This is a genomic window from Massilia sp. TS11 (genome assembly GCF_022012445.1).
In the GTDB taxonomy this organism is placed as follows: Bacteria; Pseudomonadota; Gammaproteobacteria; order Burkholderiales; family Burkholderiaceae_D; genus Telluria.
Genome location: NZ_JAKLTS010000011.1, coordinates 68,858 through 93,591 on the forward strand (window position 1 = coordinate 68,858; position 24,734 = coordinate 93,591).

The following is a 24,734-nucleotide window of genomic DNA, read 5'->3' on the forward strand; positions in this document are numbered from 1 at the left end:
TTTTGGCCCCCAACTTGACGCGCCGACAAATTGGGGTCTGACCCCGATTTGTTTGGGTGGAAAGTTATTGGGAGGAGTATTGCCTGGCGGGGAAATTGGGGTCTGACCCCGATTTGTCTTGGGAGTATGGTCAGGCGGGGCGCAGGGTGAAGGTGGTGAACTCGGCGGCGATGGCGCGCAGCGCCTCGGGGCCGGGGTAGTCGCTCGGGACGGGCGGGTAGTGGGCGCTCGGACATCCCTGCGGCCGCAGATGCTGCAGCGCGTAGTGGCGCACGCCGAGGCTGGCCAGCTCGCGCGCCAGCGCCATCAGCATCGCTGGACTGTGCAGCTGGGGATGGGTGGTCGTGCGGCACTCGTGCGCCACGCCGCTGGCAATAATCGTCTCGACACTCGCCCGCACCTGGGCTCCGGCATCGCTGCCGGTGATGCGCGCATAGTCGGCAAACGGGCCCTTTACGTCGAAGCCGACCCAGTCGACCTGGGGCAGCACCTGGCGCAGGCGCTCGGGGTAGATGCAGGCGGTGTGCAGGCCGATGCCGAAACCGAGCGCGCGCACGTCGGCCATCGCGTCCGCCAGCCGCGGATCGATGGTCGGCTCGCCGCCGCTGAACACGACGGCGTCGACCAGGCCGACGCGGCGCGCCAGAAAAGCTTTCAGCTGCGCCCAGTCGACCGGATTGGCCGCCGTGCGTGCCTGCAGATGTGGATTGTGGCAGTAGCCGCAGCGCCATGGACAGCCTTGCACGAACAGCACGGCGGCCAGCTTGCCCGGATAGTCGGTGGCGGAAAACGGGGTCACGCCACCGAGGCGCAGGGTCTTAGCGGGCTTGCTGCTGGGCTCGCTCTTCAGTGAAATACTGGCGCTCATGGAACTCTCCCTGCTTGCCGGTGTTGAACGAGGACAGCGGCCGGTGGTAGCCCATCACGCGGGTCCAGATTTCGCAGCGCTGGCGTTCTTCTTCGCGCAGTTCAATGTTGTCTTGCATGTTCGCTCCTTGCAGTGTGGTGGCGTGCGCGCGCGGCTTCGTCGCACTTGGGACAGAACTCGTGCTGCCCGGCCAGATAGCCGTGCCGTGGGCAGATCGAGAAGGTGGGGGTGATGGTCACGTAGGGCAGGCGGAAGCGTCCGAGCGCGCGCTGCAGTAGGGCGCGGCAGCTGTGCGCGCTGCTCAGCGGTTCGCTCATGTACAGGTGCAGCACGGTGCCGCCCGTGTACTTGCGCTGCAGTTCGTCCTGCATCTCGAGCGCCTCGAAGGGGTCGTCGGTGTAGCCGACCGGCAGCTGCGAGGAATTGGTGTAGTAGGGCATCTCGGGCGTGCCGGCCTGCAGAATCGCCGGATAGCGCTTGCGGTCCTCGCGCGCGAAGCGGTAGGTGGTGCCTTCGGCTGGCGTGGCTTCGAGGTTGTACATGTGGCCGGTCTCGTCCTGATAGGCCAGCAGGCGCGCGCGCACGTGGTCGAGCAGGCGCACGGCCAGCGCGTGCCCGCCCGGGGTGGTGATGTCGTCGCGCCCTTCGCTGAAATTGCGGATCATCTCGTTGATGCCGTTCACGCCGAGCGTGCTGAAATGATTGCGCAGGGTGCCGAGGTAGCGCTTGGTGTAGGGGAACAGGCCCTGGTCCATCAGGTCCTGGATGCGCGCGCGCTTGATTTCGAGGCTGTCGCGCCCGAGGTCGAGCAGCTGGTCGAGGCGGGCGAACAGGCCGGCCTCGTCATGCGCGAACTGGTAGCCGAGGCGGGCGCAATTGACGGTCACCACGCCGATCGAACCGGTCTGCTCGGCTGAACCGAACAGGCCGTTGCCGCGCTTGAGCAGCTCGCGCAGGTCGAGCTGCAGGCGGCAGCACATCGAGCGGATCATGTTCGGCTTGAGCTCGGAATTGAGGAAGTTCTGGAAATAGGGCAGGCCGTAGCGCGCGGTCATCTCGAACAGGCGCTCGGCATTCGGACTCATCCAGTCGAAATCGGGCGTGATGTTATAGGTCGGAATCGGGAAGGTGAACACGCGGCCCTTGGCGTCGCCGCTCATCATCACGTCGATGTAGGCGCGGTTGATCAGGTCCATTTCGGCCTGCAGCTCGCCGTAGCAGAACGGCTGCTCCTCGCCGGCGATCACGGGCACCTGCGCGCGCAGGTCCTCGGGACAGGTCCAGTCGAAGGTGAGGTTGGTGAACGGGGTCTGGGTGCCCCAGCGCGAGGGCACGTTGAGATTGAAGATCAGCTCCTGCATGCACTGGCGCACGTCCTCGTAGGCGAGGCGGTCCTTGCGCACATACGGGGCCAGATAGGTGTCGAAGGAGCTGAAGGCCTGGGCGCCGGCCCATTCGTTCTGCAGGGTGCCGAGGAAGTTGACGATCTGCCCGACCGCGCTCGACAGGTGGCGCGCGGGGCCGGCTTCGATCTTGCCGGGCACGCCGTTCAGACCTTCCTGCAGCAGCACGCGCAGCGACCAGCCGGCGCAATAGCCGCTCAGCATGTCGAGGTCGTGGATGTGGAGGTCGGCTTCGCGGTGGGCGCGTCCGACCAGGGGCGGATAGACGTGGTCGAGCCAGTAATTGGCGATCACCTTGCCGGCCACATTGAGGATCAGGCCGCCAAGCGAATAGCCCTGGTTGGCGTTCGCGTTCACGCGCCAGTCCTGGCGCTGCAGGTATTCGTCGACGGCGCTCTGAACGTCGACCCGGGTGCCCCGTGCTGCTTCCATCTGTTCTCCCTTCATCCACGATATCTAGTGTGTGAAGGGAGATTAGGCGCTAAACCTAGTAGGCCTCAAGCTGGCCTGCGATTTCCTTGACCTAGGTTATGGGGAGCGCCTGCTTGCTGATCGCCACGCTCACGATGTAGGCGAACACGGCCAGCGCGGCGATGAAGGCGCTGCGCCGCGTGGCCATGGTCTTGCCGCGTTTCAGGGCGATGGTGCCGAGCACGATGTACAGCAGCAGGGCGCCGAGCTTGGCCGTCAGCCAGCCGTTGACGAACGGGTATTGGCCGATCGTCACCGTCAGGGCGATCGCGCTGCCGAGCAGCGTGGTGTCGACCACATGCGGCAGGATGCGCAGCCACTTCTGCTGCAGGCGCGGCGAGGCGCGCAGCATCAACAGGCCGCGGTAGACGAAGAGCGCCAGGCTGAGGCCGGCGCAGCTCATGTGCAGGTGTTTGAGGGCGAGATAGTGCATGGGCCGAGAGTGTAGCGGATTCATCCGGAATTGACAGGCGCTCCGCCGAATCGGGGACGCGGCCTCATCCTTATGACCTAGTCGCCCACCCCCCATTGCCTTTCGCAAATACCCCTCCGGCCAATAGTGGCGTTCGCTTCCGGTGCGTAATCTGAGGCCATCAAAAAAGTCTTCGGAGAATCACCGTGAATGCCCCCCGTCAAGCGATGTCTGTGCTGATCAGCAGCACCTTCGCCTTCACCATCTGCTTTGCGATCTGGATGATGTTCGCCGTGCTCGGCATCCCGATCAAGAACAACCTGCACCTGAACGAAACCCAGTTCGGCCTGCTGGCGGCCATGCCCGTGCTCAGCGGCTCGCTGGTGCGCGTGCCGCTCGGCATCTGGACCGATAAATTCGGCGGCCGCATCGTCTTCTTTTGCCTGATGCTCATCTGCGTCGTGCCGATCTACCTGATCGCCTATGCCACCGAGTACTGGCAATTCCTCGTGCTCGGCCTGTTCGTCGGCCTGGCCGGCGGCTCCTTCTCGGTCGGCACGCCGTATGTGGCGCGCTGGTTTGCGCCGCAGCGCCGTGGTCTGGCCATGGGCGTGTTCGGCGCCGGTAACTCGGGCTCGGCCCTGACCAAATTCCTGGCCCCGAGCATCATCGCCGCCGCCGGCTGGCAGATGCTGCCCAAGGTCTACGCCGCCATGATGCTCGGCACGGCCGTGCTGTTCTGGTTCGGCAGCTTTTCGAACCCGGAACACCTGACGGGCTCGAAAGAGAGCTTTGCCGCCCAGCTCAGCATGCTGAAGGACCCGCGCGTCTGGCGCTATTGCCAGTACTACTCGGTGGTGTTCGGCGGCTATGTGGCCCTGGCCCTGTGGATGACCAAATACTTCGTCAGCGAGTACGGCTTCGACATGAAATTCGCGGCCCTGCTGGCGGCCTGCTTCTCGCTGCCGGGCGGTGTGCTGCGCGCCCTCGGCGGCTGGATCTCGGACAAATACGGCGCCTACAAAACCACCTGGTGGGTGATGTGGGTGTGCTGGGTCTGCTTCTTCCTGCTGTCCTACCCGCAGACGGACATGGTGGTGAAAACCGTCAACGGCAACATGAACCTGCATGTCGGCCTGCCGCCGATGCTGTTCACCCTGCTGCTGTTTGTCGTCGGGATCGCCATGGCGATCGGCAAGGCCTCGGTCTTCAAATTCATCAGCGACGACTTCTCGGCCAATATCGGCGCCGTCTCCGGCGTGGTCGGCCTCGCTGGCGGTCTTGGCGGCTTCATCCTGCCGATCCTGTTCGGCGCCCTGGTCGACCTGATTGGCGTGCGCTCCTCGGCCTTCATGCTGCTCTACGGCACCGTCTGCGTATCGCTCGTGTGGATGCATTACTCCTTCAAGCCTGAGCGCATGCTCGCCGCCCAGGCTGCCTGATTCCTACTTTGGAGAACGTCATGAGCAAATACCTGATTCAAACCTGGGAGCCTGAGCTGCCGGCCTTCTGGCAAAGCCTGGGCAAGAGCACGGCCAACCGCAATCTGTGGATCTCGATTCCGGCCCTGCTGCTGGCCTTCGCCGTGTGGATGGTGTGGAGCGTAGTGGTGGTCAACCTGCCCAATATCGGCTTCAAGTACAGCACCAACCAGCTGTTCTGGCTGACCGCGCTGCCCGGCCTGTCGGGCGCCACGCTGCGCATCTTCTACTCGTTCATGGTGCCGATCTTCGGCGGCCGCAAATGGACGGCGATCTCCACCGCCTCGCTGCTGCTGCCGGCCATCGGCATCGGCTTCGCCGTGCAGGATGTGAACACCGGCTACCCGACCATGCTGGCCCTGGCCCTGCTGTGCGGCTTTGGCGGCGGTAACTTCGCGTCCTCGATGGCGAATATCAGCTTCTTCTTCCCGAAACAGAAGAAGGGCTTTGCGCTCGGCCTCAATGCCGGTCTCGGCAACCTGGGGGTGTCGGTCGTGCAGTTCGTGGTGCCGCTGGTGATCACGGCCGGTGTGTTCGGCGCGCTCGGCGGCGAACCCCTGACCTGGACCAAGGGCGCCGACAGCAAGCAAATGTGGCTGCAGAACGCCGGCTTCATCTGGGTGCCTTTCATTCTGGTCAGCAGCTTGCTGGCCTGGTTCGGCATGAATGATCTGGCCTGCGCCAAGGCTTCGTTTGCCGAGCAGGCCGTGATCTTCAAGCGCAAGCACAACTGGCTGATGTGCTGGCTCTACACGGGTTCGTTTGGCTCCTTCATCGGCTACTCGGCCGCCTTCCCGCTGCTGATCAAGACCCAGTTCCCGGATGTGAATCCGCTCTCGTATGCCTTCCTCGGCCCCCTGGTCGGCGCGCTGGCGCGCGTGGCCGGCGGCTGGGTGTCGGACAAGCTGGGCGGCGCCCGCGTCACCCTGTGGACCTTCGTGCTGATGATCGTCGCCGTGCTCGGCGTGCTGAACTTCCTGCCGCATGGCGCGGTTGCCGGCAGCTTCCAGGGCTTCTTCTGGATGTTCATGCTGCTGTTCATCGGCACCGGCATCGCCAATGCCTCGACCTTCCGCATGATTCCGGTAATCTTCCTGACCGAGCGTCTGCGCGCCGTGGCCGGCCAGAGCGCCGCCGCCAAGGAGCAGGCCACCGTCGAAGCGAACAAGGAAGCGGCCGCCGTGCTCGGCTTTACCTCGGCCGTGGCGGCCTACGGCGCCTTCTTCATCCCGAAGAGCTATGGCACCTCGATCGCCCTGACCGGCTCGCCCGACGCCGCTCTGTACTGCTTCATCGCCTTCTATGTGAGCTGCATCGCCATCACCTGGTGGTGCTACGCGCGCAAGAACGCCGCCATGCCGTGCTGAGGATGGACGGACATGGCGCAGCAACGTAAGCGCATCGCGCCCCAGACCTTCCTGGCCCAGCTGCCGCTGTTTTCGGCGCTGGAGCCGGGCGAGGTCCAGCGCATCGCCCTTGGAACGACGGAAGTGCTGGTCGCCAAGGGCGATCCTGTTTTCCAGCGCGGCGATCCCTGCCACGGCTTTCATGTCGTGATCTACGGCCAGATCAAGCTGTCGCTGACGACGCCGGGCGGGGCCGAAAAAGTGGTCGAACTGATCGGCGCGGGCCACAGCTTCGGCGAGGCCATCATGTTCATGGACAAGCCCTACATCGTCACGGCCCAGGCCCTGGCCGACAGTCTGCTGCTGCATGTGAACAAGGACACGGTCATGGCCGAGCTGGGCCGCAATCCGACTTTCGCCGCGCGCATGCTGGCCGGGCTGTCACGCCGGCTGCATGGGCTGATGTCCGACCTCGAGGCCTATACCCTGCACAGCGGCACCCAGCGCGTGATCGGCTATCTGCTCAAGGACGATCCCGAGCCCGATGGCGAGATCCGCCTGCCGGTCACCAAGGTGGTGCTGGCCTCGCGCCTGAATCTGACGCCCGAGCATTTCTCGCGCATCCTGCACGAGCTGGCCGGCAAGGGCCTGATCGAATTGTCGGGCCGCGAGGTGCGCATCCGCGACTGCGAGGCCCTGCGCCGCTACGCCGGCTAGCGCCGCACGGCGCGCCACAGCAGCGCCCCGAGCAGACCAAAGTCCAGCAGCAAGGCGGCGCCGGCCAGGCGCACCTGTCCCCCCAGCAGCAGCGCCAGCGCGGCCGTGTGCAGCAGCAGCTGCAGGCGCGCGCCTCGCTCAGGCAACAGCAGGCGGATGCTGGCCACCGGCTTCGGCCGGCCAGCCTCGCTCCAGCTGGTCCACAGCAGGAAGGGCACAATCTTGTAGAGCATGCCGCAGCAGATGGATGCGCCAAAGCCGAGCAGGAAGCAGATGCCGGCCGCGAGCCAGGCGCCGGCCCAGCCGCAAGCGAGCGATCCCAGCAAGGACAGCAGACCCAGCCACCAGAAGCCGGTGCTGGCCTCGGGTGGGCGCGGCCGGCGCGCCAGCAGCACCAGGGCCAGCAGCGCGTACAGGCCGAGCACTGCCGCGCTGGCGCGCGCATCGACGAGGCTCAGGGCCAGCAGCACAGGCAGCCAACGTGCCACCCACGCCGGGAAGGGCGGCGTCACCTGAAACATCGGCAGCACCTGGAAGGACACGGCCATGATCAGCAGGCCGACCCAGCCCGGGCCAGCCAACAGGGCATGCAGGTCGGTCAGTTGCGTCAGCGGCAAGGCCAGTCCGCCGATCCAGGCCAGCAGCAGGGCGCCGCCGACGATGGCCGCCGCCAGCAGGCAGCACAGGGCGAGGCGAATGCCGCGCGCCACCTCGGCCGGCTGCACGGCGCGGGTGCGCAGCAGCGGCCACAGCAGGCCAGCGAGCAGGCAGGCCACGGCCAGCAGCAGGCAGACACCGGCGATGGCAAACACGGCCGGCGCGGCCAGCAGAAAGCCCAGGCTCAGCGCGAGGCCGCCCACACTCAGCAGCAGATGGGTGGCGCGCGCGGCCAGGGCAGGGCAGGGCAGCGCGACGCCGCACACGACCGGCAGAATCTGCCACAAGGCGCCGGCCATGCTCATGCCCAGCACGCCCAGCGTCAGCAGATGGGTGGCGGCCAGCACCAGCGGATGCCAGCGCGAGGCGAAGGGCGCGGCCCCGCCGGCCAGCAGCAGGGCGCCGAGCAGCATGCCGAACAGCGGCACCGTCAGAAAAAAGCGCAGCGACAGCGGCGCCGGCGAGCGCGCGTCGAGCAGCAGGCGGGCACGCATCAGCGCGCGTGCCAGATCAGCAGGAGAAAGCCCGAGTCGCTGGCCGAAAAGCGGTGCGCGAAGCCATCGCGTTCGAGCATCCGGTAGAGCGGGAAAGGCTCGCGGTCGATGCGCACCTGCAGGCATTCGCCGACCGGCAGTTGTTCGAGCGCACCGAGCACCTGCAGCATGGGCTCGGGCGCTTCCAGGCCGCGCACGTCGATGGAGTGTGTATTCATGGGGAAAAAACCGCGGGAACGGCCGATGGGCCGGCCGATCCCGCGCCAAATGCTGCCGTTCTTCAAGGCCAGCCATTCTGGCACGGACGATTGTCTGCAATCCTTGACCTGGGTCAATGACTGCGGAAGTCGCTGCCCCGTAAGCTCGCCCCCCATGTCCTCCGTCAACACCCCCTTTGAACTGGTGTGCCCAGCCGGCAGTCTGCCCGCCCTCAAGGCCGCCATCGACCACGGTGCCGATTGTGTCTATCTTGGCTTTCGTGATGCGACCAATGCCCGCAATTTCGCCGGCCTCAATTTCGATGACAAGGCCATCGCCAGCGGCATCGACTACGCCCACCAGCGCGGCCGCAAGGTCCTGCTGGCGCTGAACACCTATCCGCAGCCGGGGGCGAGCAGCGCCTGGCAGCGCGCGGTGGACCGTGCCGCCGGGGCCGGCATCGACGCCGTGATTCTGGCCGATCCGGGCCTGATGGCCTATGCGCGCCGCCACCATCCCGATCTGCGCCTGCATTTGTCGGTGCAGGGTTCGGCCACAAATGCCGACGCCATCGGCTTCTACCATCAGGAGTTCGGCATCGCGCGCGCCGTGCTGCCGCGCGTGCTCTCGCTGCAGCAGGTCGAGCAGCTGGTCGGCAAAGTACCGGTGGAGATCGAGGTGTTCGGCTTCGGCAGCCTGTGCGTGATGGTCGAGGGGCGCTGCGCGCTGTCCTCGTATGCGACCGGCGAATCGCCGAATACGGCCGGGGTCTGCTCGCCGGCCAAGGCGGTGCGCTGGGCGCAGACGCCCAAGGGCCTGGACGCGCGCCTGAACGGCGTGCTGATCGACCGTTATGCGGAAGGCGAGAACGCCAGCTACCCGACCCTGTGCAAGGGCCGCTTCGACGTGGCCGACGACACCTACTACGCGATCGAAGAACCGGCCAGCCTGAATACCCTGGAGCTGCTGCCCAAGCTGATCGAGATGGGTGTGCGCGCCGTGAAGATCGAAGGACGCCAGCGCAGTCCGGCCTATGTCGGCCAGGTGACCAAGGTCTGGCGCGAAGCGATCGACCAATGCCGCCAGGCGCCCGGCCGCTTCAGCGTGCAGCCGGGCTGGCGTGCCGACCTGGCGCGTCACGCCGAGGGCCAGCAGCACACGCTCGGCGCCTATCACCGAACCTGGAAGTGAGACCATGATGAAGCTAGCCCTCGGCCCCGTCCTCTATTATTGGCCGCGCCTGACGATGTTCGAGTTCTATCAGCAGGTGGCCGAGAGCCCGGCCGATATCGTCTACCTCGGCGAAGTCGTGTGCTCGCGCCGGCACGAACTGCGCCACAGCGACTGGCTCGATATCGCCCGCCTGCTGGCCGACAGCGGCAAGCAGGTGGTGCTGTCGACCCAGGCCCTGATCGAGTCGCCGAGCGAGCTGTCGGCCATGCGCAAGCTGACCGCGAATGGCGAATTCCTGGTCGAGGCGAATGACTTCGGCGCCGTGCACGCGCTGCCCGCCGGCCAAGCCTTCGTCGCCGGTCCGCATCTGAACGTCTACAACGACGCCACGCTGGAGATCCTGGCGCGGCGTGGCGCGCGCCGCTGGGTGCCGCCGCTGGAGATGGGCCAGCACGGCATCGCCAGTCTGATGCACACGGCGCCGCAGGGCATGGAGACCGAAGTCTTCGCCTATGGCCGCATGCCGCTGGCCTTTTCGGCGCGCTGCTTCACGGCGCGCCACCGCAACCTGCACAAGGACGACTGCCAGTTCAGCTGTCTCGATTATCCCGATGGTCTGACCATGGCCACGCGCGAGAAGGAAGCCTTCCTGGTCCTGAACGGCATCCAGACCCAGTCGGCCCGTGTGGCCAATCTGGTGCACGCGCTGCCGCAGATGATCGAGATGGGCGTGCACGCGGTGCGTATCAGCCCGCAGGCGCAAGGCACGCTCGATGTGCTGGCCGCCTTCGACGCCGTGCGCCGCCAGCAGACCGATACCACGCTGGCCGCCGCCGCGCTGGAGGCGATCGCGCCCGATCAGCTGTGCAATGGCTACTGGTATGGTGAACCGGGCCTCGACTGGGTCCAGGAAGGGAAGGCCGCCGCATGACGACATCGACGATGACTGTACCCAGCCCCGTGGCCGGCCTGCTGGCCAAGCTGCCGCCGCTGCCGGGCGCCTGGCTGTTCGCCCAGGGCCTGAACCTGGCGCTGACGCCGCAGCTGCCCGAGGACGTGAAACCCCTGCTCGAAGGCCGCCCGCTGCGCCTGCGCGTCAATGATGCGGGCCTCGCGTTTGACTTCTGCTGGCGCGGGCGCGGCTTCGTCGGCCTGGCGCGCCAGGACGCGCCGCACCTGACCATCGGCGCCAGCCTGCACGATCTGGTGCGCCTGGCCCGGCGCGAGGAAGATCCGGATACCCTGTTCTTCAGCCGCCGCCTGGTGCTCGAAGGCGATACCGAGCTGGGCCTGCTGTTCAAGAACACCCTCGATGCGCTCGAGACCTGGCCCTTCGATCCGGCCCATTTCGCGCCGCGTCGCGTGCTCAGGCAGTTGCTCCGCCAAACGGACTAGGCCGCCCGGCCAGCTAGGCGCGTAGCGATCTCTGCCAGAGAATGGCGGGATGGAAGATATCGAGAAATTCGTCCACGGCTTCAACCGCTTTCAGCAGCAGTATTTCGGCGAACCGCACACGCTCTATGAAGACCTGCGCGAGGCCCAGCATCCGGGCACGCTGCTGATCGGCTGCTGCGATTCGCGCGTCGATCCGATGCTGCTGACCGGTAGCGATCCGGGCGATATGTTCGTGGTGCGCGATATCGCCAATCTGGTGCCTCCCTGCACGCCCGAGGCCCCGCCCGGGGTCAGCTCGGCCATTGAATTCGCCGTCTGCAATCTGGAAGTGGCCCGCATCATCGTGCTCGGGCATGCGCGTTGCGGCGGCATCCGTGCACTGATGGCGCCGCGGCGCGTGCGCACGGAGACCGATTTCGTCGGCAAATGGATGCGCATTGCCGAGCCCGTCGCCGCGCGCGTGCGGCGCGAGCTGGCGCACAAGTCGGAAGACGACCAGCATACGGCCTGCGAGCAGGCCAGCATCCTGCATTCGCTCGACAATCTGATGACCTATCCGTGGCTGCGCGAGAAAGTCGAGGCCGGCAAGCTCAAGCTGCACGGCTGGTACTTCGACCTGGAAGCGGGCGCGCTGATGGCGTATTCGGCGCGCCAGCAGTGCTTTCTGCCCCTGGTCTGCCCGCTCGACAAAGCTTAGCGGCGCGCGCTGGCCAGCAGCGCCACCGCGCTGTCCAGCCCGGCCTGGTCGGGCGCGCTCAGCACCACATGCAGCTTCCACACCATCGCGCCCTGGGGCTTGCTGGCCGGATGCGGAAACACGGCCTCGAGCACCAGCTGGTCGCCATCGCGCAGCTGGGCGAAGGCGACTTCCTGGCCGCCGACCACGAGGGTGCGCGCGGGCAGGCTGCCGGTGCGCGGCGCGCGCGGCGCAAAACCGCTGTAGATGAAGACGCTGGCCCCATCGGCCGCGCGCAGCAGGTCGACGTCGAAATCCGGGCCGGGCCGATGCTGGTGCGTCCAGCCGTCGGGCAGGGTGAAGTGGAGCCGGGCCGCCTGCACCTCGGCCGGTTCGGCCTGCGCCAGCGTGGCCAGCACCAGCAGGCAGGCCAGCAGCAGGCGCTTCATGCGTGACGCGCCTTGGTATCCTTGGCGGCGGCCTTGACGATCTGCTCGAGCACCTTGAGGTCGACATCGGCCAGGCGCTTGAGGTAGACGCAGGCCTTGGCCGTCTTGTGCTTGCCGAGCTTGGCAAGCAGGGCCTCGCGCTCGGGAAAGACGGCGCTCACGTACAGGCTGATGTCGCCCTTGCGCGAGGCGAAGCCGACCAGACAGGAATCGCCCTCGCGACCGGATTCGTAGCGGTAGTGATAGCTGCCGAAGCCGACGATGCTGGTCCCCCACATGGTGGCCGGCTCGCCCGTGGCCTTGCTCATCAGCTTGGTGAGGGCCTGGCAGTCGGCGCGGCGCTCGGGGTCCGCGATGGCGTCGAGATAGGCGTCGACGCTTGCCACAGTGGCCTGGGTTTTATTGGCAGCCATGATGTCCTCGGCACTCCATCAGGAAAGTAGTGACGAGGATTATGCGACGGATTGGCGTGTGGCTCAATTGCTAATTTTTACGCCCGGCTCAGGTCGAGGATGATGCCGTCGCGGTTGAAGGCCAGGTAGCGGCCCGCGTGGCCGCCGGCGATGTCGGCCGCCATCTGTTTGAGGGCGGCGTCGATGGCATCGTCCTTGCCGGCGCTGGCGACGAAGACCAGGTCCCAGTCCTGCGGGAACTGGCGCGATTCGGCCACCAGGGCGGCAAAGTTGTCGAGCTCGGCGACGGGGCGGTCGAGGCACATGACGGGCGCCAGGCTGCTGCCGCTGGCGCCGCCCTCGGCGCGCGCGAACGTGAACAGCAGGCGCCGCTCGGCCTCCTGTTGCTTGGCCTGGGAGAGCAGGGTATCGAAATGGGGCAGCATGATGAAGTCGGAAAGAGGCAGATGCCGCCTTTATACGCCCGCACGCCAGCCTTGCCTATCGGCTGGATGGACTAGGCAGAGCGGCCGGGCGCATGCATCAGACGGGTGCGCCTTGCCACGCGAGGTAATCCGCCTGGATCTTCAGCCACATCGCCGCGCTCGGTCCGAGTGCGCGCTCCAGTTTCTGCGCGAGCTCGCTTGTGACGGGTACTTCGCCTGCGAGGAAGGCAGACAGCCAGGCGGGCGAGCAAGCCAGGCGCGTCGCCAACTCGCTGGGCGTGATTCCGGATTCCTCGATAAAGACCATCTGGACAAATTCTCCAGGCGAGGGTGGGTTAAACATGTTCACTAGTGATCAAATACGAACGTGAGCCGCCAGTTGGCATCGACGCTCATCGACCAGCGCCCCCGTGAGATTTGGACAGACTCCTCCCCATGGAGTTCCCGCCTGGCCCTACACCCGGCCCCTACCGTCATTACCCCCAAAGGACTAGGCGCGCTAGTCCGTCTCTCCTTTCCCAGCAGACTTATTGCGAATGTCCAAGCCAACGGGCGCTGCGTAGACTGGCCGCATTCACGAATCCTGTGCCGCGGAGCTAGCATGAGTCACTTTCTCGATCGTTTAAAATTTTTCAGCAAGACCAAGGAGAGCTTCTCCGATGGTCATGGCGTGGTGGTCCAGGAGGACCGCCAGTGGGAAAACGCCTACCGTCAGCGCTGGCAGCACGACAAGATCGTGCGCTCGACGCACGGGGTGAACTGCACCGGTTCGTGCAGCTGGAAGGTGTATGTCAAGAACGGCCTGATCACCTGGGAAACCCAGCAGACCGACTACCCGCGCACCCGTCCCGACCTGCCCAATCATGAGCCGCGCGGCTGCCCGCGCGGCGCGTCCTATTCGTGGTACGTGTATTCGGCCCAGCGCGTGAAATACCCGATGGTGCGCGGCCGTCTAATGGAAATGTGGCGCGCCGCGCGCGCCAGCATGTCGCCGGTGGACGCCTGGGAGCATGTGAGCCAGAACCCCGAGCGCGCCAAGGCCTACAAGGAAGTGCGCGGCCAGGGCGGCTTCGTGCGCGCCACCTGGGATGAGGTCAACGAGATCATCGCCGCCGCCAACACCTTCACCATCAAGAAATACGGCCCGGACCGCATCATCGGCTTCTCGCCGATTCCCGCCATGTCGATGGTCAGCTATGCGGCCGGCACCCGCTACCTGAGCCTGATCGGCGGCGTGGCCATGAGCTTCTACGACTGGTATTGCGACCTGCCGCCGTCGAGCCCGCAGATCTGGGGCGAACAGACCGACGTGCCGGAATCGGCCGACTGGTATAACTCGACCTATCTGATGGTCTGGGGCTCGAACGTGCCGATGACGCGCACCCCCGACGCCCACTTCTACACCGAGGTGCGCTACAAGGGCACCAAGACCGTGGCGGTGTCGTCCGACTTCGGCGAGATGGTCAAGTTCGGCGACATCTGGCTGGCCCCGAAGCAGGGCACCGATGCCGCGCTGGCGATGGCCATGGGCCACGTCATCCTGAAAGAGTTCCACGCAACGGGCAAATCCGCCTACTTCCGCGACTACGCGAAGCAGTACACGGACTTCCCGATGCTCGTCCTGCTCAAGCCGCACGGCGACACGCTCGTGCCCGATTACTTCCTGCGCGCCTCGCACCTGGCAGATAGCCTGGGCGAGAGCAATAATCCGGACTGGAAGACCCTCGTCATCGACGAGGCCACGGGCCAGATCGTGGCGCCCTCGGGCTCCATCGGTTTCCGCTGGGGCGAGCAGGGCAAGTGGAACCTCGATAAAACCGAAGGCAAGAGCGGCCGCGCGATCGACCCGCAACTGTCGCTGCTGGGCCAGCACGACGCGGTGGTCTCGGTCGGCTTCGCCTACTACGGCGGGCACGACCCGCAAGCCCTGCTGGAACGCCATGTACCGGCCAAGCGCATCACCCTGGCCGATGGCAGCGAAGCCCTGGTGGCCACCGTGTACGACCTGTCGCTCGCCAACTATGGGGTCGACCGCGGCCTGGGCGGCCCCAATGTGGCGGCCAGCTATGACGAGGACATCGCCTACACCCCGGCCTGGCAGGAGAAGCACACGGGCGTCAAGGCCGCCGATGTGATCACCGTGGCGCGCGAATTCGCCGACAATGCCGACCGCACGCATGGCAAGAGCATGGTCATCGTCGGCGCCGCGCTCAATCACTGGTACCACATGGACATGACCTACCGCGGCATCATCAATATGCTGATGATGTGCGGCTGTATCGGTCAGTCCGGCGGCGGCTGGGCGCATTACGTGGGTCAGGAAAAGCTGCGTCCGCAGACCGGTTGGACCCCGCTGGCCTTCGCGCTCGACTGGAACCGTCCGGCCCGCCAGATGAATTCGACCTCCTTCTTCTACGCCCACACCAGCCAGTGGCGCCACGAGAAGCTGCACGCCGAAGAAATCCTCGGCGGCACGGCCGATGGCGCGGCCAAGGACATGGCCCTGATCGACTACAACGCCAAGGCCGAACGCCTCGGCTGGCTGCCCTCGGCCCCGCAGCTGGAAACCAATCCGCTCGAAGTCACGCGCGCCGCCATTGCGGCCGGCGAAGACCCGGTCAAATACGCGGTCGACCGCATGAAGACCGGCAAGCTCAACTTCTCCTGCGACGATCCGGACAATCCGGCCAACTTCCCGCGCAATATGTTTGTGTGGCGTTCCAACATCCTTGGTTCCTCGGGCAAGGGCCACGAGTACTTCCTCAAATACCTGCTCGGCACCCAGAACGCGCTGATGAGCGAGGAGGACGATTGCGTCAAGCCGCGCGACATCAAGGTGCGCCCGGCCGCCGAAGGCAAGCTCGACCTGCTGGTGGTGCTCGACTTCCGCATGTCCACCACCTGCCTGTACGGCGACATCGTGCTGCCGACCGCCACCTGGTACGAGAAGGACGATATGAACACGTCCGACATGCACCCCTTCATCCACCCGCTGAGCGAAGCCGTGCAGCCGCTGTGGCAGTCGAAGTCGGACTGGGAGATCTACAAAGGCATCGCCAAGAAGTTCTCGGAAATCGCCGGCCCCGAGCTCGGCACCCAGAAGGACCTGGTGCTGACCCCGCTGATGCACGATACCCCGGGCGAACTCGGCCAGCCCTTCGATCCGAAAGACTGGCGCGCCGGCGAGTGCGAGCCGGTGCCGGGCAAGACCATGCCGGCGATGACTGTGGTCGAGCGCAATTACGGCGAGGTCTACCGCAAGTTCACGGCCATCGGCCCGCTGCTGGAGAAAGTGGGCAATGGCGGCAAGGGCATCAGCTGGAATACCCAGCACGAGGTCGATGTGCTGCGCGGGATTAACCGCACCGTGACCGAGCCCGGCATTGCCGAAGGTCTGCCGCGCCTCGATACGGCCATCGACGCCGCCGAGATGATTCTATCGCTGGCGCCCGAAACCAATGGCCACGTGGCCGTCAAGGCCTGGGAGGCGCTGTCCAAGATCACCGGACGCGAGCACACCCACCTGGCCCTGCCGCGCGAGCACGACAGCATCCGCTTCCGCGACATCCAGTCGCAGCCGCGCAAGATCATCAGCTCGCCCACCTGGTCGGGTCTGGAAAGCGAAGAAGTCAGCTACAACGCCGGCTACACCAATGTGCACGAACTGATCCCCTGGCGCACGCTGACGGGCCGCCAGCAGTTCTATCAGGACCACAAGTGGATGCGCGATTTCGGCGAAGGCTTCTGCATCTACAAGCCGGCGATCAACACCAAGACGACGGCCCAGATGATGGACGCCAAGCCGAACGGCAACAAGGAGATCGCGCTCAACTGGATCACGCCGCACCAGAAGTGGGGCATCCACTCGACCTACTCGGACAACCTGCGCATGCTGACCCTGTCGCGCGGCGGCCCGCACGTGTGGATCAGCGAGAAGGACGCGCAGGAAGCCGGCATCGTCGACAACGACTGGATCGAAGTGTTCAACGTCAACGGCACCCTGACGGCGCGCGCCGTCGTGTCCCAGCGCGTACCGAAGGGCATGGCCCTGATGTACCACGCCCAGGAAAAGATCGTGAACGTGCCCGGCGCCGAGACCTCGGGCAAGCGCGGCGGCATCCACAACTCGGTGACGCGCGCCGTCACCAAGCCGACCCACATGATCGGCGGCTACGCCCAGCTGTCGTATGGCTTCAATTATTACGGGACCGTGGGCTCGAACCGCGATGAATACGTGGTGGTTCGCAAGATGAAGAAAGTCGATTGGCTGGAAGGAGCATTGGCATGAAAATCAGGGCACAAATCGGCATGGTGCTGAACCTGGACAAATGTATTGGCTGTCATACGTGTTCGGTGACCTGCAAGAACGTCTGGACCAGCCGCGACGGTGTGGAATACGCGTGGTTCAACAACGTCGAAACCAAGCCCGGCATCGGCTACCCGAAGGAATGGGAAAACCAGGACAAGTGGAACGGCGGCTGGAAGCGCAACAGCGCCGGCCGGCTGGAGCCGCGCCAGGGCGCACGTCTGAAAATCCTGGCCAATATTTTCGCCAACCCGAATCTGCCCCAGATCGACGACTACTACGAGCCCTTCACCTACGACTACGAGCGCCTGCAGCATGCGCCGCTGTCGGAAACGCCGCCCACGGCGCGCCCGGTGTCCGTGATCACCGGCAAAAAGATGGACAAGATCGAATGGGGTCCGAACTGGGAGGATGACCTCGGCGGCGAGTTTGCCAAGCGCTCCAAGGACAAGCTGTTCGACAATATGCAGAAGGAGATGTACGCGACCTTCGAGAACACCTTCATGATGTACCTGCCGCGCCTGTGCGAGCACTGCCTGAATCCGGCCTGCGTGGCGTCCTGCCCGTCCGGCTCGGTGTACAAGCGCGAAGACGATGGCATCGTCCTCATCGACCAGGACAAATGCCGCGGCTGGCGCATGTGCATCTCGGGCTGCCCGTACAAGAAGATCTATTACAACTGGTCGACCGGCAAGGCCGAGAAGTGCACGTTCTGCTTCCCGCGCATCGAAGCCGGCCAGCCGACCGTGTGCTCGGAAACCTGCGTCGGCCGCATCCGCTACCTGGGCGTGCTGCTGTACGACGCCGACAAGATCGAAGCGGCCGCCTCGGTGGCCGACGAGAAGGACCTGTACCGCGCCCAGCTCGACCTGTTCCTCGATCCGAACGACCCGGCCGTGATCGCCGCGGCGCGCGAGCAGGGGATTGCCGATTCCTGGCTGGAAGCGGCGCGCCGTTCGCCCGTCTACAAGATGGCGGTCGAGTGGAAGGTGGCCTTCCCGCTGCACCCCGAATACCGCACGCTGCCCATGGTCTGGTATATCCCGCCGCTGTCGCCGATCCAGGCGGCGGCCGAGTCGGGCAAGCTCGGTCTGAATGGCATCCTGCCGGACACGGCCAGCCTGCGCATTCCCGTGCAATACCTGGCCAATCTGCTGACGGCCGGCGACGAATGGCCGGTGCGCAATGCGCTCGACCGCATGCTCGCGATGCGCGCCTATATGCGTGGCAAGAGTGTCGACGGCAAGGCCAATGAAGAGGTCCTGGCCCAGGTCGGCCTGACGAAGGCCGTGGTCGAAGACATGTACCACATCATGGCGATCGCCAATTACGAAGACCGCTTCGTGATCCCGTCCAGCCACAAGGAAGTGGTCGAGGACAGCTTCAACGAAAAAGGCTCGTGCGGCTTCAGCTTCGGCAATGGCTGTTCCGGGGGCAGCAGCGACGGCACCCTGTTCGGCAAGAAGAAGCAGGGCTCGGTGATCTTCATGCACATGCCCAAGTCGCGCAAGAAAGCCACGGAGGAAGCGTAATGGAAATCTTCAGCATCCTGTCGGCCCTGCTGCAATACCCGCAGCCCGAGCTGATTGCCGCGCTGCCCGAGATCGAGGCGGCGCTGGCCCCGACCGAGCGCGCCGCCCTGCGGCCCCTGCTCGACAGCCTGGGCAGCCAGGACCTGGTCGGCCTGCAGATGAACTATGTGGCGACCTTCGACCGCAATCCGGCCCATTCGCTGCATCTGTTCGAGCACATCCACGGCGAATCGCGCGACCGCGGCCAGGCCATGGTCGACCTGATGGAGGAGTACAAGAAGCACGGCCTGCAGATGGTCGGCGACGAGCTGCCCGACTACGTGCCCCTGTTCCTCGAATTCCTCTCGACCCAGGACCAGAAGACCGTCGACACCATGCTGAGCGACGCTGTGCACGTGCTGGCCCACGTCGGGCGCAAGCTGCGCAGCAATGGCAGCCCGTATGCCGGCATCTTCGACATCGTCGAGCAATGCAGCCCCGTCGTCGCCGACGAGCTCAGCGAACCGCCCGTGCACGACATGGACGAGGCGCTGGAAACCTTCGGCCCCGGCGCCGATGGCGTCGAGCCGCTGCTGCGCACGGCCGCCGGCGCGGGTGTGCAGCCGATCAACTTCTATCCCAAAGCCCGCGCGGCAGCCTGAAGGAGCAGGTCATGGACTATTTGCATCAATTTCTGTTCGGGATCTATCCCTATATCGCCCTCGCCATCTTCCTGCTGGGCAGCCTGATCCGCTTCGAGCGCGAGCAGTACACCTGGAAGTCCGATTCCTCCCAGCTGCTGCATGCGGGCAGCCTGCGGGTGGGGAATATCCTGTTCCACGTCGGCATTCTCGGCCTGTTCTTCGGCCACGGCGTCGGCCTGCTGACCCCGGTATGGGTGTGGGATGCGCTCGGCGTGACGCACAGCTTCAAACAGGGCGTGGCCATGGCCGCCGGCGGCGTGATGGGTTCGCTGTGCCTGATCGGTCTGCTGATCCTGCTGGCGCGCCGCCTCGGCAATGCGCGCATCCGCGCCGTCACCACCTTCGGCGACAAACTCGTGGTGCTGTGGATTCTGGCGACCCTGCTGCTAGGCCTGAGCTCGATCTTCGTGTCGGCCGGCCACATGGACGGCCACATGATGGTGCTGCTGATGAGCTGGGCCCAGCACGTGATCACCTTCCGCGGCGATGCGGCCGGTTTCATCACCGATGCCCCGCTGATCTTCAAGCTGCACCTGTTCATGGGCATGAGCCTGTTTGTGATCTTTCCCTTCACCCGCCTCGTGCACGTGTGGAGCGGATTCGGCGCCCTCGGCTATCTGAGCCGCGCCTATCAGCTGGTGCGCCCGCGCTAAGGAGGCCGTATGGGAATCGCCGTCAATGGCCGTGATATCACGGACGAGGCCGTGCAGGCCGAACTGGTCCACCATGCCGAGGCCGACAATCCACTCAAGCAGAGCGTGCATGAGCTCGTGCTGCGTGCTCTGCTCGACGACGAGGCGCGCCGCCTCGGCATCCCCGGCGACAGCAGCGAGGCGCGCATTGCCGCCCTGTTCGCCCAGGAGGTGAAGGTGCCCGAGGTGGACGAGAGCGCCTGCCAGCGCTACTACGCCGCCCAGCGCGCCCGTTTCAGCGTCGGCGAGCTGGCCGAAGTGCGCCACATCCTGTTCCAGGTAACGCCCAGCGTGCCGCTCGAACTGCTGCGCGAGACCGGCCAGGCCGTGCTGGACGCCCTGCAGGCCGACCCCAGCCAGTTCGAGACGCTGGCGCGCCAGTATTCAAACTGCCCCTCAGGCGCCGTTGGCGGCAGTCTCGGCCAGATCGGGCGCGGCCAGACCGTGCCCGAGTTCGAGTCCCTCGTGTTCCGCCTGAAGGAAGGCGAGCTGCACGGCCGCCTGCTCGAGACCCGCTTCGGCCTGCACATCGTCCAAGTGCAGCGGCGCGTGGACGGCATGCAGTTGCCGTACGAAAGCGTGCGCGAGCGCATCGCCGCCGAGCTCAGCGAAGCCAGCTGGCGCCGCGCCATCCACCAGTACCTGCACCTGCTGGCCGGCCAGGCCCAGATCGACGGCATCGACCTCGCCGCCGCCGACAGCCCCCTCGTGCAATAAACCCACATCTTGAACGGTGTCAGGTCCGGCAATCGGACATGGTGGAACTTCCGTCACTCTCAGTGGTCGCTGTTTTCGGCGACAGACTGGGGCGGCGAAAGTTCCACCATGTCCGATTGCCGGACCTGACACCGTTTGGTATTTCCGGGGGTATAGTCCGAAATGACTAGGCGCGGTCATGCGTGGTGCGAAGTGGCAGGCGCGGCGGGCGTCGCTAGAATGCTCGTATCTGTCCTTCCCGCAGGAGTATCCGATGCTGCAAGACCGCTTCGGCCGAACCATCGACTACCTGCGCCTGTCCGTAACCGACCGTTGCGACCTGCGCTGTACGTATTGTCTGCCTCAAGGCTTCCGTGGCTTTGAAGAACCTGATCACTGGCTGCGCTTCGATGAAATCGAGCGCCTGCTGGGGATCTTCGCGCGGCTCGGCACGCGCCGGATCCGCCTGACCGGCGGCGAGCCTTTGCTGCGCAAACAGCTGCCGCAGCTGGCGGCCCGTATCGCGGCGCTGCCGGGCATCGAGGATCTGTCGCTGTCGACCAATGGCACCCAGCTGGCGCGCTTTGCGCCGGAACTGCGCGCGGCCGGGGTCTCGCGCTTGAACGTGAGCCTGGATTCGCTCGACCGCGACTGTGTCGCGCGTATCACCGGCAGCGATTGTCTGGACAAGGTGCTCGGCGGCCTGGCCGCGGCCAAGGCGGCCGGCTTTGCGCCGATCAAAATCAATATGGTCGCCATGCGTAGCGTGAACGACAGCCAGATCGATGCGCTGGCGGCCTTCTGCATCGAGCAGGGCTTTGTGCTGCGCCTGATCGAGGCGATGCCGATCGGCGCCACGGGCCAGAATACGGAGTGGCTCGATCTGGGTCCGATCCAGCAGCGCCTGGCCGCGCGCTTTGGCCTGCTGCCGCAGGCGCTGGAACTGGGCGGCGGGCCGGCGCGCTATTGGGTCACGCCCGATGGCCGCGCCAGCATTGGCTTCATCACGCCGATGTCGCAGCACTTCTGCGCCACCTGCAACCGGGTGCGTCTGTCGGTCGATGGCACGCTCTATCTGTGCCTGGGACAGGAGCAGCGCTATGAATTTCGGCCGCTGCTGCGCGGCGGCGCCAGCGATGCCGAGATCGAGGCGGCCATCCGCGCGGCGATCGAGCTGAAACCGCAGCAGCATGAGTTCCGCTCGGCCCCGACCAAGATCGTGCGCTTCATGGCGCAGACCGGCGGCTAAGCGGTTTATACTCTGGCCACCGAAGGACTCCTCATGCCCATGAATACGCCTCGCCTGCACAAGCTATCGACCAAGATCGTCGGCGCGCTCGTCGGCTTCCTGTGCCTGGGCATGGCGGCCATCGGCGCCACGCTCTACCTGTCCTGGCAGCTGGAGGGCAGCGCCGCCGCCATCAACGAGGCGGGCAGCCTGCGCATGCAGACCTACCGTCTGACCCTGCTGGCGGCGCGCCTGCAGGCTCAGGGCGCCGATGCGCGCGTGCGCCAGCAGGCCTTGCGCTATGTGGCCGATGTCGACACCACGCTCGAGCGCCTGCGCCGCGGCGACCCGCAACGCCCGCTGTTCCTGCCGCCCGATGCGCGTTTGCTGACCGATTTTCAGGCGGTGCTGGGCGAGTGGTCGGGGGCCGTGCGGCCGCTGGCCGTCGAGATGTTCAACGGTGCGGCCACCGACGCCGCCCGCTACGACGGCTTTCATCGGCGCGCCGAGGGCTTTGTCGCCCACGTCAACAGCCTGGTGCTGGCGATCGAATTCGACAGCGAGCAGCGCACCCAGTGGCTGCGCGCCTCGCAGCTGGCGATGCTGGCGATGGCGATGGCGGGCACGGTCAGCCTGATCTACCTGATGTTCATCCTGATTATCGAGCCGGTGCGCCGTCTCGGTCTGGGCATGGCGCGCGTGAAGGAGAAGGACTTCAGCGTGCGCGTGGACGTGGAGTCGAATGACGAATTCGGCCAGCTGGCGCGCGGCTTCAATGACATGGCGGGCCGGCTCGAGACCCTGTACGGCAATCTGGAGCAGCGCGTGCAGGAGAAGACCCAGGCGCTCGAACAGCAGAACATGGAACTGGCCCTGCTTTACGATATCTCGGCCTTCCTGCAAACGCCGCTGCCGCTCGAAGACCTGTGCCGCGGCTTCATGGACCGCATCAACACCTACTTCGCGGCCGATGGCAGCTCGGTGCGGGTGCTCGATCCGGCGCGCGGCAATCTGCACATGGTGGTCCACACCGGCATTTCGGAGGCCCTGACCGACGCTGAACACTGCATGAAGGTCGGCGACTGCCTGTGCGGCGATGCCGTGGCCAAGCAGGTCGCGGTGGTGCACGACCTGCGCCAGGTGCCGCGCTCGGAGCAGCTGATGTGCCGCAAGGAGGGCTTTGCCACGGTGGCGGTCTACCACATCTACGCGCACAAGCAGCATATCGGCTTCTTCAATCTGCACTTTCGCAGCGCGCGCGCCTTCAGCACGAATGAGGACAGCCTGCTCAATACCCTGGGCCGTCAGCTGGGGGTGGCGATCGAGAACCTGCGCCTGGCCGCGCGGGCGCGCGAAATGGCGATTTCGGAGGAACGCAATCTGGTCGCCCAGGGTCTGCACGACAGCATCGCGCAGTCGCTCAACTTCCTCAATCTGCAGGTGCAGATGCTCGAGTCCTCGCTCGCCCAGGGGCGCCAGGATGAAGTGGCGGCCCTGGTGCCGGCCCTGAAGGCGGGCGTGAAGGAGAGCTACGAGGACGTGCGCGAGCTGCTGCTGAACTTCCGCAGCCGCCTGAACGAGGACAGCCTCGATACGGCGCTGCGCGCCACCATCGAGCGCTTCCAGCAGCAGACTGGCATCGCCGTGGAGCTGGACCTGCAAAGCGATGGCGCGCCGTTCCCGCGCGAGCAGCAGCTGCAGCTGCTGTTCATCGTGCAGGAGGCGCTGTCGAATGTGCGCAAGCACGCCTTGGCGAGCCGGGTGCGCATCCGCATCGAGGATGGGCCGGACTTCCGTCTGCGCATCGAAGACAATGGCGTGGGCTTTGACACCGCCAACCCGGCCGGCGCCACCCATGTGGGCCTGTCGATCATGGGCGAACGCGCCCAGCGCATGGGCGCGGAACTGGATGTGCAATCGGCCGTCGGCCAGGGCACGGTGGTCAGCCTGCTGCTGCAGCATGCGCAGCGGCGCGTGGCCTGAACTGGAAAGGAGACAGGATGGAAGGACCGATCAAGGTACTGCTGGTGGACGATCACGCGCTGTTTCGCAGCGGGGTCAAATTTCTGCTGCAGCGCCACCCCGAATTTCAGATCGTGGGCGAGGCGGCCGATGGCATCGAAGGCGTCAAACGCGCGCAGCAGCTGCGCCCCGACGTCGTGCTGCTCGACCTGAACATGCCGGGCATGTCGGGCGTGCAGGCGCTGCAGCTGATCCAGCAGGACTGCCCGGACACGGCGATCCTGATGCTGACCGTGTCGGAAGACGCGGAAGACCTGGCCGCGGCCCTGAAGGCGGGCGCCAACGGCTATCTGATCAAGAATATCGAGGCCGATTATCTGGTGCGTGCGATCCACCGCGCGGCCGCCGGTGAAACCGTGGTGGCCGAGGCCATGACCGGCAAGCTGGTGGCCCAGCTGCAGGGCGGGGCGGTGAAAAGTTCGGACTCGGACTTCGACAAGCTGACCCCGCGCGAGAAGGACATTCTGGGCTGCCTGGCGCGCGGCGAGAGCAATAAGCTGATCGCGCGGAACCTCGATCTGGCCGAGAGCACGGTGAAGATCCATGTGCAGAATGTGCTGAAGAAGCTCAAACTCAGCAGCCGCGTGCAGGCCGCCGTGTACGCGGTCGAACACCGGCACGAGCTGGGTTCGACCGGTCACTGACTCAGGACCCGCAGCAGCCGCCGCAGCAGGCGCCGCCGGGGGCGACGTCGAAGCCGGCGGCCAGCAGGGTGGCCCCGAGCACTTCGCCCGAGGTCTGGGTTTCGTCGAAGGTGATGGCGGTGCGCTGGCCGGCCAGCGAGAGTTTGATGGCGCTGACGCCTTCGACTTCGGAGAGGGCGGCGGCCACGCGCTGGGCCACCAGTTCGGTCGTCATGCCGGGGATGGTGAAGGTTTCGGTTTGCATAAAGGGCTCCTGATGAATGCCCTGCCAGCCTAAGCCCGCGCGCGCGGCGGCGTAAAGGCGCATCCCGATTTGCTTAAGCGAGATTAAGAAAAGTCGCCTGCCCGGACGA

At 65.7% G+C, this 24,734-nt stretch carries 26 protein-coding genes; 15 read left to right on the plus strand and 11 right to left on the minus strand.

The window, feature by feature from the left end; translation table 11 throughout:
- Positions 1-130 precede the first annotated feature (130 nt).
- The 4 genes from LZ005_RS16425 to LZ005_RS16435 all read right to left on the minus strand — a co-directional run bounded on the left by LZ005_RS16425 (position 131) and on the right by LZ005_RS16435 (position 3,175).
- Positions 131-868: an anaerobic ribonucleoside-triphosphate reductase activating protein gene (locus tag LZ005_RS16425; protein ID WP_269106742.1), complete on the minus strand. Its 738-nt coding sequence runs from the start codon at positions 866-868 to the stop codon at positions 131-133.
- Positions 819-986, minus strand: coding sequence for an anaerobic ribonucleoside-triphosphate reductase (gene nrdD, locus LZ005_RS21680; RefSeq protein ID WP_269106743.1), 168 nt, complete (start codon positions 984-986; stop codon positions 819-821). The genes LZ005_RS16425 and nrdD overlap by 50 nt, the downstream gene beginning before the upstream one ends.
- Positions 970-2,703, minus strand: coding sequence for a ribonucleoside triphosphate reductase (locus tag LZ005_RS16430; RefSeq protein WP_269106744.1), 1,734 nt, complete (start codon positions 2,701-2,703; stop codon positions 970-972). Before LZ005_RS16430 ends, nrdD begins: the two co-directional genes overlap by 17 nt.
- Positions 2,704-2,794: 91 nt before the next feature.
- The gene (locus LZ005_RS16435) at positions 2,795-3,175 is read right to left on the minus strand and encodes a SirB2 family protein (protein ID WP_237809473.1); all 381 of its coding nucleotides are present in this window, start codon (positions 3,173-3,175) and stop codon (positions 2,795-2,797) included.
- Positions 3,176-3,381: 206 nt separating this feature from the next.
- Here LZ005_RS16435 and LZ005_RS16440 point away from each other — a divergent pair, with 206 nt between their 5' ends.
- From LZ005_RS16440 to LZ005_RS16450, 3 genes are read left to right on the plus strand one after another with little or no spacing between them, the layout of a single operon-like run.
- Positions 3,382-4,596 (plus strand): nitrate/nitrite transporter, encoded by a 1,215-nt coding sequence (locus LZ005_RS16440; protein ID WP_237809641.1) that lies wholly within the window; start codon positions 3,382-3,384, stop codon positions 4,594-4,596.
- 20 nt (positions 4,597-4,616) lie between these two features.
- Positions 4,617-6,002: a NarK family nitrate/nitrite MFS transporter gene (locus tag LZ005_RS16445; protein WP_237809475.1), complete on the plus strand. Its 1,386-nt coding sequence runs from the start codon at positions 4,617-4,619 to the stop codon at positions 6,000-6,002.
- A gap of 12 nt (positions 6,003-6,014) precedes the next feature.
- Positions 6,015-6,698, plus strand: coding sequence for a Crp/Fnr family transcriptional regulator (locus LZ005_RS16450; protein ID WP_237809477.1), 684 nt, complete (start codon positions 6,015-6,017; stop codon positions 6,696-6,698).
- On the opposite strand, the gene LZ005_RS16455 is transcribed toward LZ005_RS16450, so the two are convergent.
- The gene (locus LZ005_RS16455; RefSeq protein ID WP_237809479.1) at positions 6,695-7,849 is read right to left on the minus strand and encodes a hypothetical protein; all 1,155 of its coding nucleotides are present in this window, start codon (positions 7,847-7,849) and stop codon (positions 6,695-6,697) included. The two genes, LZ005_RS16450 and LZ005_RS16455, sit on opposite strands and share 4 nt — an antisense overlap.
- On the minus strand, positions 7,849-8,067 hold the full coding sequence (locus tag LZ005_RS16460) for a DUF2249 domain-containing protein (protein WP_237809488.1): 219 nt from the start codon (positions 8,065-8,067) through the stop codon (positions 7,849-7,851). Before LZ005_RS16460 ends, LZ005_RS16455 begins: the two co-directional genes overlap by 1 nt.
- A gap of 154 nt (positions 8,068-8,221) precedes the next feature.
- Here LZ005_RS16460 and LZ005_RS16465 point away from each other — a divergent pair, with 154 nt between their 5' ends.
- Genes LZ005_RS16465 through LZ005_RS16480 form a run of 4 tightly spaced genes read left to right on the plus strand, consistent with a single transcriptional unit; the run spans position 8,222 to position 11,312 of the window.
- Entirely contained in the window at positions 8,222-9,238 is a 1,017-nt protein-coding gene (locus tag LZ005_RS16465; RefSeq protein WP_237809496.1) for a peptidase U32 family protein, read from the plus strand.
- Positions 9,239-9,245: 7 nt separating this feature from the next.
- A complete protein-coding gene (locus tag LZ005_RS16470) occupies positions 9,246-10,151 on the plus strand; it encodes a U32 family peptidase (RefSeq protein ID WP_237809642.1) in 906 nt (301 codons plus the stop codon).
- 11 nt (positions 10,152-10,162) lie between these two features.
- On the plus strand, positions 10,163-10,615 hold the full coding sequence (locus LZ005_RS16475; RefSeq protein WP_237809504.1) for an SCP2 domain-containing protein: 453 nt from the start codon (positions 10,163-10,165) through the stop codon (positions 10,613-10,615).
- A 49-nt stretch (positions 10,616-10,664) separates the two neighbouring features.
- Positions 10,665-11,312, plus strand: a complete 648-nt coding sequence (locus tag LZ005_RS16480; RefSeq protein WP_237809506.1) for a carbonic anhydrase — start codon at positions 10,665-10,667, stop codon at positions 11,310-11,312.
- Here LZ005_RS16480 and LZ005_RS16485 read toward each other — a convergent pair.
- The 4 genes from LZ005_RS16485 to LZ005_RS16500 all read right to left on the minus strand — a co-directional run bounded on the left by LZ005_RS16485 (position 11,309) and on the right by LZ005_RS16500 (position 12,921).
- Positions 11,309-11,740 carry a hypothetical protein gene (locus tag LZ005_RS16485; protein WP_237809508.1) on the minus strand — a complete coding sequence of 144 codons (432 nt, stop codon included), beginning with the start codon at positions 11,738-11,740 and terminating at the stop codon, positions 11,309-11,311. The genes LZ005_RS16480 and LZ005_RS16485 overlap by 4 nt on opposite strands.
- Positions 11,737-12,153, minus strand: coding sequence for a DUF1801 domain-containing protein (locus tag LZ005_RS16490; protein WP_237809510.1), 417 nt, complete (start codon positions 12,151-12,153; stop codon positions 11,737-11,739). The genes LZ005_RS16485 and LZ005_RS16490 overlap by 4 nt, the downstream gene beginning before the upstream one ends.
- A 77-nt stretch (positions 12,154-12,230) precedes the next feature.
- Positions 12,231-12,578: a ribonucleotide reductase subunit alpha gene (locus LZ005_RS16495; RefSeq protein WP_237809512.1), complete on the minus strand. Its 348-nt coding sequence runs from the start codon at positions 12,576-12,578 to the stop codon at positions 12,231-12,233.
- Between the two features lie 97 nt (positions 12,579-12,675).
- Positions 12,676-12,921: a HigA family addiction module antitoxin gene (locus LZ005_RS16500; RefSeq protein WP_269106745.1), complete on the minus strand. Its 246-nt coding sequence runs from the start codon at positions 12,919-12,921 to the stop codon at positions 12,676-12,678.
- Positions 12,922-13,179: 258 nt separating this feature from the next.
- Here LZ005_RS16500 and LZ005_RS16505 point away from each other — a divergent pair, with 258 nt between their 5' ends.
- From LZ005_RS16505 to narL, 8 genes are all read left to right on the plus strand, one after another.
- Positions 13,180-16,866, plus strand: coding sequence for a nitrate reductase subunit alpha (locus LZ005_RS16505; protein WP_237809521.1), 3,687 nt, complete (start codon positions 13,180-13,182; stop codon positions 16,864-16,866).
- Entirely contained in the window at positions 16,863-18,416 is a 1,554-nt protein-coding gene (narH, locus tag LZ005_RS16510) for a nitrate reductase subunit beta (protein WP_237809529.1), read from the plus strand. Before LZ005_RS16505 ends, narH begins: the two co-directional genes overlap by 4 nt.
- The gene (narJ, locus tag LZ005_RS16515) at positions 18,416-19,057 is read left to right on the plus strand and encodes a nitrate reductase molybdenum cofactor assembly chaperone (protein ID WP_237809536.1); all 642 of its coding nucleotides are present in this window, start codon (positions 18,416-18,418) and stop codon (positions 19,055-19,057) included. The genes narH and narJ overlap by 1 nt, the downstream gene beginning before the upstream one ends.
- An 11-nt stretch (positions 19,058-19,068) precedes the next feature.
- Positions 19,069-19,752 (plus strand): respiratory nitrate reductase subunit gamma, encoded by a 684-nt coding sequence (gene narI, locus LZ005_RS16520; protein ID WP_237809538.1) that lies wholly within the window; start codon positions 19,069-19,071, stop codon positions 19,750-19,752.
- A 9-nt stretch (positions 19,753-19,761) separates the two neighbouring features.
- Positions 19,762-20,508 (plus strand): peptidylprolyl isomerase, encoded by a 747-nt coding sequence (locus LZ005_RS16525; protein ID WP_237809540.1) that lies wholly within the window; start codon positions 19,762-19,764, stop codon positions 20,506-20,508.
- Between the two features lie 253 nt (positions 20,509-20,761).
- Positions 20,762-21,736: a GTP 3',8-cyclase MoaA gene (gene moaA, locus LZ005_RS16530; protein ID WP_237809542.1), complete on the plus strand. Its 975-nt coding sequence runs from the start codon at positions 20,762-20,764 to the stop codon at positions 21,734-21,736.
- Positions 21,737-21,775: 39 nt separating this feature from the next.
- Positions 21,776-23,698 (plus strand): type IV pili methyl-accepting chemotaxis transducer N-terminal domain-containing protein, encoded by a 1,923-nt coding sequence (locus tag LZ005_RS16535; RefSeq protein ID WP_237809544.1) that lies wholly within the window; start codon positions 21,776-21,778, stop codon positions 23,696-23,698.
- A gap of 17 nt (positions 23,699-23,715) precedes the next feature.
- The gene (gene narL, locus LZ005_RS16540; RefSeq protein WP_237809546.1) at positions 23,716-24,381 is read left to right on the plus strand and encodes a two-component system response regulator NarL; all 666 of its coding nucleotides are present in this window, start codon (positions 23,716-23,718) and stop codon (positions 24,379-24,381) included.
- Between the two features lies 1 nt (position 24,382).
- On the opposite strand, the gene LZ005_RS16545 is transcribed toward narL, so the two are convergent.
- On the minus strand, positions 24,383-24,625 hold the full coding sequence (locus LZ005_RS16545; RefSeq protein ID WP_237809548.1) for a heavy-metal-associated domain-containing protein: 243 nt from the start codon (positions 24,623-24,625) through the stop codon (positions 24,383-24,385).
- Positions 24,626-24,734: the final 109 nt, after the last annotated feature.

What these genes read in the sequence shown, in the direction of transcription:
- LZ005_RS16425 (WP_269106742.1), bottom strand. Translation starts at nt 868, where the DNA reads ATGAGCGCCAGTATTTCACTGAAGAGCGAGCCCAGCAGCAAGCCCGCT.
- nrdD (WP_269106743.1), bottom strand. Translation starts at nt 986, where the DNA reads ATGCAAGACAACATTGAACTGCGCGAAGAAGAACGCCAGCGCTGCGAA.
- LZ005_RS16430 (WP_269106744.1), bottom strand. Translation starts at nt 2,703, where the DNA reads ATGGAAGCAGCACGGGGCACCCGGGTCGACGTTCAGAGCGCCGTCGAC.
- LZ005_RS16435 (WP_237809473.1), bottom strand. Translation starts at nt 3,175, where the DNA reads ATGCACTATCTCGCCCTCAAACACCTGCACATGAGCTGCGCCGGCCTC.
- LZ005_RS16440 (WP_237809641.1), top strand. Translation starts at nt 3,382, where the DNA reads ATGTCTGTGCTGATCAGCAGCACCTTCGCCTTCACCATCTGCTTTGCG.
- LZ005_RS16445 (WP_237809475.1), top strand. Translation starts at nt 4,617, where the DNA reads ATGAGCAAATACCTGATTCAAACCTGGGAGCCTGAGCTGCCGGCCTTC.
- LZ005_RS16450 (WP_237809477.1), top strand. Translation starts at nt 6,015, where the DNA reads ATGGCGCAGCAACGTAAGCGCATCGCGCCCCAGACCTTCCTGGCCCAG.
- LZ005_RS16455 (WP_237809479.1), bottom strand. Translation starts at nt 7,849, where the DNA reads ATGCGTGCCCGCCTGCTGCTCGACGCGCGCTCGCCGGCGCCGCTGTCG.
- LZ005_RS16460 (WP_237809488.1), bottom strand. Translation starts at nt 8,067, where the DNA reads ATGAATACACACTCCATCGACGTGCGCGGCCTGGAAGCGCCCGAGCCC.
- LZ005_RS16465 (WP_237809496.1), top strand. Translation starts at nt 8,222, where the DNA reads ATGTCCTCCGTCAACACCCCCTTTGAACTGGTGTGCCCAGCCGGCAGT.
- LZ005_RS16470 (WP_237809642.1), top strand. Translation starts at nt 9,246, where the DNA reads ATGAAGCTAGCCCTCGGCCCCGTCCTCTATTATTGGCCGCGCCTGACG.
- LZ005_RS16475 (WP_237809504.1), top strand. Translation starts at nt 10,163, where the DNA reads ATGACTGTACCCAGCCCCGTGGCCGGCCTGCTGGCCAAGCTGCCGCCG.
- LZ005_RS16480 (WP_237809506.1), top strand. Translation starts at nt 10,665, where the DNA reads ATGGAAGATATCGAGAAATTCGTCCACGGCTTCAACCGCTTTCAGCAG.
- LZ005_RS16485 (WP_237809508.1), bottom strand. Translation starts at nt 11,740, where the DNA reads ATGAAGCGCCTGCTGCTGGCCTGCCTGCTGGTGCTGGCCACGCTGGCG.
- LZ005_RS16490 (WP_237809510.1), bottom strand. Translation starts at nt 12,153, where the DNA reads ATGGCTGCCAATAAAACCCAGGCCACTGTGGCAAGCGTCGACGCCTAT.
- LZ005_RS16495 (WP_237809512.1), bottom strand. Translation starts at nt 12,578, where the DNA reads ATGCTGCCCCATTTCGATACCCTGCTCTCCCAGGCCAAGCAACAGGAG.
- LZ005_RS16500 (WP_269106745.1), bottom strand. Translation starts at nt 12,921, where the DNA reads ATGTTTAACCCACCCTCGCCTGGAGAATTTGTCCAGATGGTCTTTATC.
- LZ005_RS16505 (WP_237809521.1), top strand. Translation starts at nt 13,180, where the DNA reads ATGAGTCACTTTCTCGATCGTTTAAAATTTTTCAGCAAGACCAAGGAG.
- narH (WP_237809529.1), top strand. Translation starts at nt 16,863, where the DNA reads ATGAAAATCAGGGCACAAATCGGCATGGTGCTGAACCTGGACAAATGT.
- narJ (WP_237809536.1), top strand. Translation starts at nt 18,416, where the DNA reads ATGGAAATCTTCAGCATCCTGTCGGCCCTGCTGCAATACCCGCAGCCC.
- narI (WP_237809538.1), top strand. Translation starts at nt 19,069, where the DNA reads ATGGACTATTTGCATCAATTTCTGTTCGGGATCTATCCCTATATCGCC.
- LZ005_RS16525 (WP_237809540.1), top strand. Translation starts at nt 19,762, where the DNA reads ATGGGAATCGCCGTCAATGGCCGTGATATCACGGACGAGGCCGTGCAG.
- moaA (WP_237809542.1), top strand. Translation starts at nt 20,762, where the DNA reads ATGCTGCAAGACCGCTTCGGCCGAACCATCGACTACCTGCGCCTGTCC.
- LZ005_RS16535 (WP_237809544.1), top strand. Translation starts at nt 21,776, where the DNA reads ATGAATACGCCTCGCCTGCACAAGCTATCGACCAAGATCGTCGGCGCG.
- narL (WP_237809546.1), top strand. Translation starts at nt 23,716, where the DNA reads ATGGAAGGACCGATCAAGGTACTGCTGGTGGACGATCACGCGCTGTTT.
- LZ005_RS16545 (WP_237809548.1), bottom strand. Translation starts at nt 24,625, where the DNA reads ATGCAAACCGAAACCTTCACCATCCCCGGCATGACGACCGAACTGGTG.